This is a genomic window from Xanthomonas axonopodis (assembly GCF_001304695.1).
In the GTDB taxonomy this organism is placed as follows: Bacteria; Pseudomonadota; Gammaproteobacteria; order Xanthomonadales; family Xanthomonadaceae; genus Xanthomonas; species Xanthomonas axonopodis.
The window spans coordinates 1-12784 of record NZ_JFAQ01000207.1; the positions used below are offsets into that span (position 1 = coordinate 1).

The following is a 12784-nucleotide window of genomic DNA, read 5'->3' on the forward strand; positions in this document are numbered from 1 at the left end:
CCGGTGCCGAAATCGTCCAGCCATACCTTCACGCCAGTGCGATGCAGTTGGTCGAGCAGGCTGGCAGCCATCATCTCGTCGCCGATGACCGCGGTCTCGGTCAGCTCCAGATGCAGGCGCGCAGCCGGCAGCCCCGACTCGGCCAGGCACGCGGCCACGGTGTCGATCAGCGCACCGCTGCGCAGTTGCCGCGGCGAAACGTTGACCGACACGAACAGGCCCTCGCCCACCACTGGCCACTGCGCTGCCTCCAGGCAGGCTGCGCGCAGCACCTTGGGGCCGATCACTTCGATCAGGCCGCTCTGCTCGGCAATATCGATAAAGGTGGACGGCACAATCGTTCCAAGCGCCGGATGCTGCCAGCGCAGCAGCACTTCCACGCCCACCAGCACACGGTCGCTGGTGCGGTAGATGGGCTGATACACCAGGCGCAGCTCATCGCGTTCCCAGGCCCCGCGCAACTCGTGCTCCATGTGCACCCGGCGTTCCACCGCGTGGTCGGCGGCGCGGCTGTAGAAGCGATGGCAGTTCTTGCCGGCCACCTTGGCCTGGTACATGGCGATGTCGCCATTCTTCAGCAGTGCGGTGGCATCGCGCGCGTCATCGGGGAACAGCGTGATGCCGATCGAGGTCCCCAGGAACACCTCGCGGCCCTGTACGTTCAATGGCCGGCTCAGTTCGTGCACCAGCCGGTCGGCCAGTTGCGCCGCCAGCAGGCTGACATCGCCGCTCTGCAGCAGGATCACGAACTCATCGCCGCCGAAGCGCGCCAGAATCGCATCGTCGCCGCCCAGCGCGGACACTGCGCGGCCGATACGGCTGGCGAACTGCAGCAAGGCTTCGTCGCCGGCCTCGTGGCCAAGCGTGTCGTTGACGCGTTTGAAGTCGTCGATATCGGCAAACACAGCAAGGCCAGCTTGCTGCCGGTGCTGCGCGCGGTGTGGAGCAGATGATCCAGACCCTCGCGGAAGCCCAGCCGGTTGGTCAGCCCGGTCAAGGCGTCGGTGTAGGCCATGTGCCGCACTTCGCGGTCGTGCCGGGCGATGCTTTCGCTCATGCGCCCGAACGCGGAAATCAGCTCGCCGATCTCGTCGTTGCGCGGGTGCGGCGGCAACTGCACCGCGTAGTCGCCCCGTTCGATCTGCTTTGCTGCTGCCGCCAGCAACCGAATCGGCGCCACCAGCGTGCGCTGTACATAGATGGCCAGCAACACGCCCAACCCGCCTAGCGCAGCCAGCAATACCAGCAACCAGCCCAGATCGCGCTTGCCGATGGCGTTGAGGTTCTGCACCAGGGTGAGATTGGCGCCGGTTTCGATCTTGCGCACCCGCTCGCGCGACATGCCCACGCGCACCCCACCGATGCGCTGGTCGCCGATCTTGATCGGCACGGTCACCTCCAGCACCTCCGGCGAGGACTGCAACACCATCGCCTGCGCCGCCAGCGCCTTGGCGGCGAGCGGATCGGTCATGGCCTGCCCGTAACGCTGCAAGGTCGGCGTGCCGTCATGCACCAGCCGGCCATGGCGGTCGAACACCAGCACATAGCTCACCACCTGCTGGCGCGAGGCATTGCGCACCAGCGCGCCCACCGCGCCCAAATCGGAGTAATACAAGGGGTTGGCCAATCCGGAAGCCAGCTCGGTCGCCAGCGTTTCGCCGCGCGTGCGCAGGCTGCGATCGAACAGCTCGTGCAGGATCTGCGCACTCAGCCCGCGCACCTCGCGCTGCATCGCGCTTTGTCGCTGCAGCAGCGAAGCCAGAATCGCACCGACCAGCAGCAGGGTCAGCGCCATCACCAACAGAAAGCGTGCCTGCAAGCCGAAGCGCACCTGAGTCATTCCACGTGATCCCTGACGCGTTGCACGCCCGCGCTCAACTCTTGCAGACGTCGGCGGCTAACGGGATCCAGCGGACGGAACCCGGTGGTATCGAAAAAGCGTTTTAGCGCCGGGCCGGCCTTGGGGTCGGAGGCGGCCTGCAGCAACACCACCCGCAGACGCTGCTCCACTGCCGGATCCATTCCTGCGCGCACCATTTCCACCGCGCGCGGCACCGGCGCAGTGCGGTGCACGATGCGGAAGTCGCGCTTGAACACCGGCGGCATACGGCGTTCGTCGTCCCAATCGACGTTACTGAGCGCGCCCACGTCGATCAGGTGCTTGTGCACGAACGCAGCAACGTTCAATTTCGACCCCACCATCAGATAGCCGACCGATCCGCGCGCCGGGGTGTCATCCGCCGACAGCAGCACGTCGCACGCGATGCCGTTGCGCAGCAGTTCGAGCATGGGTAGCAGGTAGCCGCTGGTGGACGAGGCGTTCTGCAAGGCCAGGGTGTGGCCGCGCAACTGCGACAGCGACTGGATCGGGCTGTCGCGGCGCACGAAGAACAGCGTGTGGAAGTCGCGCAGCCCGCCACGCTCGGTCATGAGCAAGGGGTGCGCGCTGCCGCGCTGTTCCAGCAGCATCGCCGCACCGGTCGTTTCGCTGACCCAATCGACCCGGCCGCGCCGCAGATAGCTGGACATCTGGCGCGCATCGGGCGCCATCAGGATTTCGCCGCGGCGGATCCCGACCTCGCGCATGCGCGGCACCACGTAATCCAGCAGGGGCTTGAGCTGCTCGTAATGGCTGGCGGGATCATCGCTGATCCGTCCAAGCACCAGGACCGAGGAAGGCGCTGCCGCAGCCGTCACGGCCAAGCCTGCCCCGGCGATCAACCAGCAGGCAATCAGACACCATCGTAGACCGCGCAAAACGGACACTCCCCTAGAGCCGCGGACAGCCTAGCCGAATCCTTGAAGATGTGACAGACGTCAATTTCCGGCCTGCTTGGCGAGCATGGCCATGCGCTGGGCATCGGACAGGATGCCGCGAATCAGCCGCACCTCCTGCTCGGTCATCTCTGCACGCAACAACAACCGGCGCAACTTGCGCATCGCCGACTCCGGCGCACGGCCCTTGTGGAAATCGATCTCGTCCAGCGTGTCGCCCAGCTGGCCGAACATCCCTTCCAGCTGTGCGTGGCTGGCCGGCCCGTCGCGCAAACCGGGAGCCGCTGCCGGAGCGGGTTCGGCCTCGCCTGCCGCCAGCTGCGCCAGTCGCACTTCATACGCCAGCACCTGCACGGCTGCGGCCAGGTTGAGCGAACTGAACTGCGGATCGGAGGGAATATGGACCGCGGCGTGGCACAGCTGCAGTTCGTCGTTGGTCAGACCGGTGCGCTCGCGGCCGAACACGAAGGCCACCTCGGCCGGCTCGCCCGCCTTGGCCAGCGCACGCTGCGCGCCCTCGTCCGGCAGCAGCTCTTCCAACGCTACCCGCCGCGCGCGCGCAGTGCAGCCGATGACCAGCGTGCAGTCGGCCACCGCGTCGCCCAACGTAGCGAAGATCGGCGCTTGGCTCAGCACGTCTTCGGCGCCGGCCGAGCGCCGGTAGGCGTCTTCGTCGAGTGCGCGCTCCGGTGCCACCAGCACCAGGCGCGAGACCCCCATGGTCTTCATCGCACGCGCCGCGGCGCCGATGTTGCCTGGATGCTGGGTACCCACAAGAACAAATCGGATGCGCTGGCTGACGGACATGAACGGAGATTGGGAAGCTGTTCGACCGTAGATGGTAAACTGCGCGGCCGGCTTTTGCGCCGGACCGCTCTTTTACCTTCGCCATTGTCCGATTCTGCCTTCACGGGAGCTTTAACCATGCAGAAACCCGCCGTCACCGTCATGGTCAAAGCCGCCCGCCTCGCCGGCAATGTGCTGTTGCGCGGCATCAACAAGCTCGATGCGCTCAATGTGGTGCAGAAAGGCAGCATGGACTACGCCAGCGAAGTCGATGCCGATGCCGAGAAGGTCATCATCAAGGAACTCAAGCGCGGCTACCCCGAGTACGCCGTGTTCGGCGAAGAAGGCGGCGTGCAGGGCGGCAAGAGTGGTCGCTACACCTGGGTCATCGATCCACTGGACGGCACCAGCAATTATCTGCGCGGCTTCCCGCATTACTGCGTATCCATCGCACTGGTGGAAAACGGCGAACCTACCGATGCGGTGATCTTCGACCCGTTGCGCAATGAGCTGTTCACTGCCAGCCGCGGCGCCGGCGCAGTACTCAACGACCGCCGTATCCGTATTGCAGAGCGCAAGGATCTGGAAGGCGCCATGGTCCACACCGGATTCCCGCCGCGCGAACGCGCGCGCGCCAGTGCACAGCTCAAGTGCGTGGATGCGCTGCTGGTACAGGCCGAAGACGTGCGCCGCACCGGCTCGGCGGCGCTGGACCTGGCCTATGTCGCCTGCGGCCGCGCCGATGCCTATTTCGAAGCGGGGGTCAAAGCCTGGGACATCGCCGCTGGCGTGCTGCTGGTGCGCGAGGCCGGTGGCCGCGTCTGCGACTACAAGGGCGCCACCCCGCCGCGCATGGACAACATGGGCCCGGAAACGCGGCAGATCGTCGCCGGCAACATCAAGATCAGCGACGCGTTGCAAAAGGTCATCGTCAACACCGGCTATGCCCGCGAGTTCGACGCCAAGTTCTGATCGACCCGTTCGCAATACAGTGGCCCGGGAGATACAGGAGCGTGCCCTGGCGCGAAGGCTTTGCCGGCAAAGCCCTCGCGGCTAGAGTCGCCCCTACAAACAGCTCACAGTAAACGCACAAGGCCGGGTTCGCTCCCGGCCTTGTGTTGGGTGCCGCTGTGACAGCGCTAGGCAGTACCTAGCGCCGATGCAGAACCTCAGGCGATCGCGGCGTGGTAGCGGCGCTCGACTTCTTCCCAATTGACGGCCTTGTAGAACGCGCCGATGTATTCCGGGCGACGGTTCTGGTACTTCAGGTAGTACGCGTGTTCCCACACGTCCAGGCCCAGGATCGGGGTGTTGCCCTCGAACAACGGGCTGTCCTGGTTGGCAGTGCTTTCCACCACCAGCTTCTTGTCCGGGGTCACGCTCAACCAAGCCCAACCCGAGCCGAAACGGCTCACAGCGGCCTTGGTAAAGGCTTCCTTGAACTTCTCGAAGCCACCGATGTCCTTGTCGATCGCCTTGGCGACCTCGCCCTTGGGCTCGCCGCCACCGTTGGGCGACAGCACGGTCCAGAACAGCGAGTGGTTGGCGTGGCCGCCACCGTTGTTGCGCACCGGGCCCTGCAGGTTTTCCGGCAGGCTCTTCAGCTTGGAGACCAGCTCTTCGATCGGCAGATCGGCGTACTCAGTCCCTTCCAGCGCCGCATTGACGTTGTTGATGTAGGTCTGGTGATGCTTGGTGTGATGGATTTCCATCGTCTGCGCATCGATGTTCGGTTCCAGCGCGTCGTAGGCGTAGGGCAACTGTGGAAGGGTGTAAGCCATGCGTATCTCCTGGACTTGCCGCCCGGCGAAAACCGGGCGTTGCGGGGTAGATGGTAAGGACGGCGGCAGCGCTTACCAAGGGTGCTGGCAGGGAAACTTCATCCCATCGCATGCCGCGCCTGTTCGCTCCACACCTTGCACCAGGTCCCGGTTACTTGGGCGTGAACCGTCCCGGTGCCCGGACACGTTCAAAGTCGACACAGTCGCGCATCGGCATACTTGACCTGCCGTACCCATTTTCGGAACGTCTTCATGCGCAAGCCCGCTTTGCTCATTGTCGCCATCGCGCTGCTCGTCGCCGGCCTGTGGGGCATGCGCGCGATGCAGACGCCCAAGCCGCAGTTCGCGCCGCAACTCAATGCACCGATCGCAGCGGCCGAACCGACGCGCGAGGTGCCGCGTCTGCCCGCCTTTCTGCCGACCGAGGCGATGGCCACGATCGTGCTGATCCAGCGCGGCGGCCCGTTTCCGCATCCGCAGGATGGCGGTGTGTTCGGCAACCGCGAGCATCGCCTGCCCGAGCGTCCGCGCGGCTACTACCGCGAATACACTGTCGATACGCCCGGCAGCCCGGATCGCGGCGCACGCCGCATCGTCACCGGCGGCACCCCGCCCGAGGCGTGGTACTACAGCGACGATCATTACCAGAGCTTCAAATCCTTCGTTGGCCCGACCCCGGACCAGGAACCATGAGCGCTGGCGACTTCGCGCTGGATCTGTCCGATCCGCAGCAATCGGGGGTGTATCAGGCCGAGACCGACGATCTGGACACCATGGCGGCGCTTGCGCGCGATGCCGGCTTACGCATCTTGCGCGTGGATCTGGCCACCTGCAGCGACAAACGCATGCTGCTGATGCGCCTGGCCACGCAACTGGATTTCCCGGCCAGCTTCGGCCGCAACTGGGACGCGCTTAGCGATGCCCTGCGCGACCTGGCGTGGCTGCCTTCGCCACATGGCTATGCCCTGCTCATCGATGGCGCCCAGGCGCTGGCCGGCACGGCACCCAACGACCGCGACACCTTGCTGGACATCCTCGACGAAGTCGCTAACGCCTGGGCAGCACGCGGGCTGACCTTTGCCGCGTTCGTTGCGCCAGCAAGCGCCTGCGACTGAGAGCAGCCAACAGAACTCTTGCGCAACCGGCCGAGCGGACACCCCTGGTACCGGCACCACATGCCCCGTGCAGAAGCGATGGCTGCATGCATGCCGCCTGCACCGACCTGATGAGCGCTCGCGATGTTTCGTAGGCACCGCGCGGCGCTGTCGATCAGCGCTGGTATTTCTGGCGAACACAGATCGCTACGCACCGCACCCGCCTGCATCCAGGCGCGATCGCACACCGACATCGCCCTTCGTCGCGCCAGAACGCGCGGCCGGCACGCATTACGCGTGCCACAGCCGACGATCAACTATCCAGCTCGCTCCAGCGCGCGTAAGCCGCATCCAGTTGCTTTTGCGCATCGCCCAACGCTGCAGTGTGGGCCGCCATCGCCGCACTGTCGCGCTGGTAAAAGGCCGGCTCGTTCATCGCCTCGGTGAGCGCGACGACTTGCTGCTCCAGCGTTTCGATCAGGGCCGGCAACTGTTCCAGCTCGCGCGCATCCTTGTAGCTGAGCTTGCGCTTGGGCGCGCTGTCCGCCGGCACTGCAGCCACGGGCGCGGTCGCCACCGCAGTGGCCGATGCCTTGGCCACCGCCATCGCATTGCCGACCGGCGTACGTCGCTGGCGCAGCGAATCGCTGTAACCGCCGATGTAATCGCCGATCAGGCCGTCGCCCTCCATCACCAGCGTGGAGGTCACCACGTTGTCGAGGAAGTCGCGGTCATGGCTGACCAGTAGCAAGGTTCCGCTGTATTCCCCAAGCAATTCTTCCAGCAGCTCCAGCGTTTCCACGTCCAGGTCGTTGGTCGGTTCGTCCATCACCAGCAGGTTGGACGGCTGCGCGAACAGACGTGCCAGCAACAGGCGATTGCGCTCGCCGCCGGACAGGCGCGTGATCGGTGCTCGGGCGCGCTCGGGCGTGAACAGGAAATCCTGCAGATAGGCATGCACATGCTTGCGCTTGCCGTTGATTTCCAGGAAATCGCGGCCTTCGGCCACGTTTTCGATCGCACTCCAGTCTTCGCGCAGGGCGCAACGGTATTGGTCGAAATACGCAATCTGCAGATTGGTACCGATGCGGATTTCGCCCTGCTGCGGTTGCAGATCGCCCAGCAACAGCTTGAGCAAGGTGGTCTTGCCGCTGCCGTTGGGACCGATCAGGCCGATGTGGTCGCCACGCTGGATGATGGTGGAAAACTCCTTGACCATCGTGCGCGCACCGAACGCGAAGCCAACCTCCTTGGCCTCGATCACCTTCTTGCCGGACGACTCGCCTTGCGAGACTTCCATGCGCACGTTGCAGGTGAGCTCGCGCCGCTGCACGCGCTTGTTGCGCATCGATTCCAGACGCCGCACGCGGCCCTCGTCGCGAGTGCGCCGGGCCTTGATGCCCTGACGGATCCAGATCTCTTCCTGCGCCAGCAACTTGTCGAAGCGCGCATTTTCCTGCGCCTGCGCATTGAGCCGTTCTTCGCGACGACGCGCGTAGTTGGCCCAGTCGCCTGGCCAGCTGGTGACCTGGCCGCGATCGATCTCGACGATGCGGGTGGCCAACGCACGCAGGAAGCGCCGGTCGTGGGTGACGAACAGCACGCTGCCGTTCCAGCCCTTCAGGAAGGTTTCCAGCCAGTCGATGGCTTCGATATCCAGATGGTTGGTCGGTTCGTCCAGCAGCAGTACATCCGGCGAGGACACCAGCGAGCGCGCCAACAACACGCGGCGCTTCATGCCACCGGACAGCCGCGCGAACTGCGCATCGCCGTCCAGTTCCAGCTTGGTCAGCGTCTCGGTGACGCGTTGATCCAGCGCCCACCCGTCGGCCGCATCGATCTTGGCCTGCACCTTGCCAAACGCATCGGCGTCGAACACCTCGGCATGGCTGAGCTGATGGAATTCGGCCAGCCAATGGCCCAACTCGCCCAGACCGTCGGCCACCACGTCGAACACGCTGCCGCCGGTGCCCAGCGGCACCTCCTGCTCCAGCCGGGCGATACGCACACCCTGTTGCACGCGCACTTCACCATCGTCGGGCTTGAGCTCGCCGGCGATCAATTTCATCAAGGTCGATTTGCCGGCGCCATTGCGGCCGATCAAGGCGATACGCTCGCCCGGCTCGATTGCGAGGTCGGTTTTTTCCAGCAACAAGGGGCCGCCGACGCTGTAGTCGACGCTTTGCAGAGTGATTAAAGGCATGCCGCAATTGTACGGGATTGGCGATTCGGGATTCGGGATTGGCAGAGCGCAGGCTGTTGCGGCGACGAATCCCGAATTCCCTATTCCGAATCCCGGGCTAAAATGCGCCATGAACGAATTCTCCGCGCTTCCGCTGTCGACGGTACTGGCACCCGGCATCGACGCCCTTGGCTACACCGTCCTGACTCCCATCCAGGCGCAAAGCCTGCCGCCGATCCTGCAGGAGCTCGATGTCATCGCCCAGGCGCCGACCGGCAGCGGCAAGACCGCTGCCTTCGGGCTGGGCCTGCTGCAAAAGCTCGACCCGGCACTGACCCGGGCGCAGGCGCTGGTGCTGTGCCCCACCCGCGAGCTTGCCGACCAGGTCGGCAAGCAGCTGCGCAAGCTCGCCACCGGCATCCCCAACATGAAGCTGGTGGTGCTCACCGGCGGCATGCCGCTGGGCCCGCAGCTGGCCTCGCTGGAGGCGCACGACCCACAAGTGGTGGTCGGCACGCCCGGTCGCATCCAGGAACTGGCCCGCAAACGCACCCTGCACCTGGGCGGCGTGCGTACGCTGGTGCTGGACGAGGCCGACCGCATGCTCGACATGGGCTTCGAAGAACCCATCCGCGAGATCGCCAGCCGCTGCGACAAACATCGCCAGAGCCTGCTGTTTTCGGCCACGTTCCCGGACAGTATCCGCACGCTCGCACGCGAGTTGTTGAAAGAGCCGGTTGAGATCACCGTGGAAGGCGCCGATAGCGCACCGGAGATCGATCAGCAGTTCTTCGAGGTCGACCCGAACTATCGGCAAAAGGCCGTCGCCGGCCTGCTGCTGCGCTTCAATCCCGAATCCAGCGTGGTGTTCTGCAATACCCGCAAGAAAGTGGACGAGGTGGCTGGCTCGCTGCAGGAATTCGGTTTTTCTGCGCTTGCCTTGCATGGCGACATGGAACAGCGCGACCGTGACGAAGTGCTGGTGCGCTTCGTCAACCGTAGCTGCAATGTGCTGGTGGCCAGCGACGTGGCCGCACGCGGGCTGGACGTGGAAGAGCTCTCGGCCGTGGTCAATTACGAACTGCCCACCGATACCGAAACCTATCGCCATCGCATCGGCCGTACCGCGCGTGCAGGCAAGCACGGGTTGGCACTGAGCCTGGTTGCCCCGCGCGAAGCTGCCCGCGCGCAGGCATTGGAAGCCGAACAAGGCCAGCCGTTGAAATGGTCGCGTGCACCGCTGGCCACTGCGCGGCCGGCGCAACTGCCGCAGGCGGCAATGACCACCTTGCGCATCGATGGCGGCAAGACCGACAAGCTGCGTGCCGGCGACATCCTGGGCGCGCTGACTGGCGAAGCCGGGCTTTCGGGCGCGGTAATCGGCAAGATCGCCATCTACCCTACCCGCTCCTACGTGGCCATTACCCGCGCGCAGGTCGCCAAGGCGCTGGCACACTTGCACGCAGGCAAGATCAAGGGACGCCGGTTTCGGGTCAGCAAGCTCTGAACGCAGCGCGGCCGGCGTGGTGCAGGCCGCCTACGTTTCAGCGGTAGCAATCCTGGATGCGGGCACGTCCACGCATCCAGGGTGGCCTCAAGAGCTTGGACTCAGTAGGAAAGCGTCGCCAACAGCGGTACATCGTTCGCCCATTTCTGGCGACCCTGCAATCCCTGCAACTCCACCAGCACGGCTGCGCCAACGACTTCAAGTTCGAGTTGGGCGGCAAGTCCCAAGGCCGCACGCAGCGTGCCGCCGGTGGCCAGCACGTCGTCGACAATCAGTACGCGCGCCCCGCGCGGCAGCCCATCCTCATGCATTTCGATGCGATCGGTGCCGTATTCCAGCGCATATTCCTGGATCAGCGTTCGCCCGGGCAGCTTGCCCGGCTTGCGCACCGGCACAAAGCCCGTCCGCAGTTCGCGCGCCAGCGCCGCTCCCAGAATGAAACCGCGTGCCTCGATACCCAGCACTGCGTCCAGCGGCGTGGTCCGCCACGGCTGCGCCATTTCGTCCAGCGCAGAAGCGAAATCCGGGCCATCCGACAGCAACGGGGTAATATCCTTGAAGACGATGCCCGGCTTGGGGAAATCGACGACGTCGCGAATCCGCTCCGACCAGTGGTTGGGTCCGGAAGTATTGGTGCCGGCGCAGCGGCTGCAGTCAGTCATGAGGGTGGTGGCGTGGTGGCCGGTGGGGTTGCGCCTATTCTAGGCTGCGCACGCCATCGGCGCCGGATTTACGGCATACCTGCCTGGCGTGTGACCGGCGCGATACCGCCGCCAAACTGGGGTTGGCTGAATGTCGCGACGAGGATCTGCAGCTGATCGACGCGCTGCGCGCATTGATGCGCGAATCCGAGATGGACATGACGCTGACCTTCCGTGGCCTGATCGACCTGTCGCCCGAACATCCGGACCCCGCGCAACTGCGCGACGCCTTTTACGACGAAGACAAACGCTTGGCGGATGCGCCGCAGCTGCACCAATGGCTGCAGCGCTACGCCGCGCGCCTGCAGCAGGATCCACTGTTGCCGGACGAGCGAGGCGCGCGCATGCGCCTGGCCAACCCGCGCTATGTGTTGCGCAATTATCTGGCGCAGCAGGCGATCGACCGTGCCGAACAGGGTGACCCGTCCGGGGTGCAGGAGTTGCTGGAGGTCATGCGCCGTCCCTACGAGGATCAGCCCGGGCGCGATGCATTTGCAGCGCGGCGGCCGGAATGGGCACGCGATCGCGCCGGGTGTTCGATGCTGTCGTGCAGTTCCTGACGCGCTCAGATGCAGGTATCGCGAAACCGGTCCAGCCCGTGTTGCAGCGAAACCTGATCGGCAACCAGCGGCGCCAGCGCCTGGGCAAGCCGGCCCAGGTTCCAGTAGGCCACTTGCGGCTGGGTGCCGAAGCGATAACGACGCCCCTGCGCGTCGGTGGTGTTGGGCGTCCAGTCCGGGTCATAGTCGTCGACCCAGCCATACGGGCCGTAGTCGATGGTCAAACCAAGGATCGACATATTGTCGGTATTCATCACCCCATGCACGAACCCGACCCGCATCCAGTGCGCCACCATCACCGCGGTACGCTCGCAGACCTGCGCGAACCAGTCGGCGTACAGCGCCACACCGGTACCGGCCAACTCAGGGAAATCACGTGCGATGGTGAAATCCACCCATTGCCTCAGCAATGGGATATCGCCGCGTGCGCTGGGCAATTCGAAGTTACCGAAGCGGATGAACGAGGGCGCCACCCGGCACACGATCGCGCCCGGCTCGCGCTGCGGGTGGCCGTCGTAGAACATGTCGCGCACCACCGCATCGCCGGTCCCGACCAGGCTCAACGCACGCGTGGTCGGCACGCCCAGATGATGCATGGCCTCGCTGCACAAAAATTCGCGGATCGAAGAGCGCAATACGGCGCGCCCATCGGCGCCGCGCGAATACGGCGTCGCGCCGGCGCCCTTGAGCTGCAATTCATAGCGCCGGCCATCGGTTCCGATCGCCTCGCCCAGCGAAATCGCCCGCCCGTCGCCAAGCTGCCCCGCCCAATGCCCGAATTGGTGCCCACCATAGTTGACCGCCCAGGGCTGCATGCCCGGGTACAGCGCATTGCCGCCGAACACCCGGGCAAACTGCGCACTGACGATCTCAGCCGCATCCAGGCCCAGCACCTGCGCCATCTCCGCCGAATGCGCGATCAGGTACGGAGCAGCGACCGGCGTCGGCAGGACTGCCGACCAAGCAGCGTCCACCTCGCGCCGGCGCGCCCCCTCTTCCGGGTCGCCAGGCAGCTGTTGACGCAGACGATTGTCGAAGTGCAGGTGTGTCATGCCGGCAAGCCTAGGCCACCGGCGGTGAACCAGGCATGGGCGATGCTGCATCCGGTGCTGCCCGCGCACCGTATTTTCACTTGTTCGGTTTGTGTCGAGCGGGCTCGTCCTGCACATGCTTGCGGCGTGCGATAGCCGCTAATAGCCGCCGGCTATGGATCAGATGCGACACAGATGCAGACGAACGTTGCCGGGTCGCCACCTCTCGTCCGCATTTTCCGGTCTGCTGCGTTCGTACCTGGTCCCGCCCCTCCTCCCGCCCCGCTACCGATATTGCCCATGCCCTCGCGCGCTTCCCGATGGTTCCGTCCTGCCATCCTGTTGCTCGGTTCGTTGACCATGACGG

9 protein-coding genes and 3 pseudogenes are annotated in these 12784 nt (G+C 65.2%); 5 read left to right on the plus strand and 7 right to left on the minus strand.

Annotation, left to right across the window (positions count from 1 at the left end; genetic code table 11):
• The 3 genes and pseudogenes from XAXN_RS16930 to XAXN_RS16940 form a co-directional block, all read right to left on the minus strand.
• Positions 1-1840: pseudogene (locus XAXN_RS16930) on the minus strand (putative bifunctional diguanylate cyclase/phosphodiesterase); the annotation flags it as partial.
• Complete coding sequence (locus XAXN_RS16935) at positions 1837-2766, minus strand: phosphate/phosphite/phosphonate ABC transporter substrate-binding protein (protein ID WP_054320415.1); 930 nt, start codon at positions 2764-2766, stop codon at positions 1837-1839. The pseudogene XAXN_RS16930 and the gene XAXN_RS16935, both read right to left, overlap by 4 nt.
• A 51-nt stretch (positions 2767-2817) precedes the next feature.
• A complete protein-coding gene (locus XAXN_RS16940) occupies positions 2818-3582 on the minus strand; it encodes an RNA methyltransferase (RefSeq protein WP_054320416.1) in 765 nt (254 codons plus the stop codon).
• A 117-nt stretch (positions 3583-3699) separates the two neighbouring features.
• Here XAXN_RS16940 and XAXN_RS16945 point away from each other — a divergent pair, with 117 nt between their 5' ends.
• Positions 3700-4533 (plus strand): inositol monophosphatase family protein, encoded by an 834-nt coding sequence (locus XAXN_RS16945; protein WP_054320417.1) that lies wholly within the window; start codon positions 3700-3702, stop codon positions 4531-4533.
• Positions 4534-4730: 197 nt separating this feature from the next.
• Here the strand turns inward: XAXN_RS16945 and XAXN_RS16950 are convergent, their stop codons facing one another.
• Positions 4731-5342 carry a superoxide dismutase gene (locus tag XAXN_RS16950; protein WP_054320418.1) on the minus strand — a complete coding sequence of 204 codons (612 nt, stop codon included), beginning with the start codon at positions 5340-5342 and terminating at the stop codon, positions 4731-4733.
• Positions 5343-5594: 252 nt separating this feature from the next.
• Here XAXN_RS16950 and XAXN_RS16955 point away from each other — a divergent pair, with 252 nt between their 5' ends.
• A complete protein-coding gene (locus XAXN_RS16955; protein ID WP_054320419.1) occupies positions 5595-6035 on the plus strand; it encodes a guanyl-specific ribonuclease in 441 nt (146 codons plus the stop codon).
• Positions 6032-6457 carry a barstar family protein gene (locus XAXN_RS16960; RefSeq protein ID WP_054320420.1) on the plus strand — a complete coding sequence of 142 codons (426 nt, stop codon included), beginning with the start codon at positions 6032-6034 and terminating at the stop codon, positions 6455-6457. The genes XAXN_RS16955 and XAXN_RS16960 overlap by 4 nt, the downstream gene beginning before the upstream one ends.
• A gap of 292 nt (positions 6458-6749) precedes the next feature.
• Here XAXN_RS16960 and XAXN_RS16965 read toward each other — a convergent pair whose 3' ends face one another.
• Positions 6750-8639, minus strand: coding sequence for an ATP-binding cassette domain-containing protein (locus XAXN_RS16965; protein WP_054320421.1), 1890 nt, complete (start codon positions 8637-8639; stop codon positions 6750-6752).
• 109 nt (positions 8640-8748) lie between these two features.
• On the opposite strand from XAXN_RS16965, the gene dbpA reads away from it, so the two are divergent.
• Complete coding sequence (dbpA, locus tag XAXN_RS16970; RefSeq protein ID WP_054320422.1) at positions 8749-10125, plus strand: ATP-dependent RNA helicase DbpA; 1377 nt, start codon at positions 8749-8751, stop codon at positions 10123-10125.
• A 101-nt stretch (positions 10126-10226) separates the two neighbouring features.
• Here the strand turns inward: dbpA and XAXN_RS16975 are convergent, their stop codons facing one another.
• Positions 10227-10787: an adenine phosphoribosyltransferase gene (locus tag XAXN_RS16975; RefSeq protein WP_054320423.1), complete on the minus strand. Its 561-nt coding sequence runs from the start codon at positions 10785-10787 to the stop codon at positions 10227-10229.
• A 5-nt stretch (positions 10788-10792) separates the two neighbouring features.
• On the opposite strand from XAXN_RS16975, the pseudogene XAXN_RS16980 reads away from it, so the two are divergent.
• Positions 10793-11386: pseudogene (locus XAXN_RS16980) on the plus strand (protein adenylyltransferase SelO family protein); the annotation flags it as partial.
• Between the two features lie 14 nt (positions 11387-11400).
• Here the strand turns inward: XAXN_RS16980 and XAXN_RS16985 are convergent.
• A pseudogene (locus XAXN_RS16985) lies at positions 11401-12438 on the minus strand (protein adenylyltransferase SelO); the annotation flags it as partial.
• Positions 12439-12784: the final 346 nt, after the last annotated feature.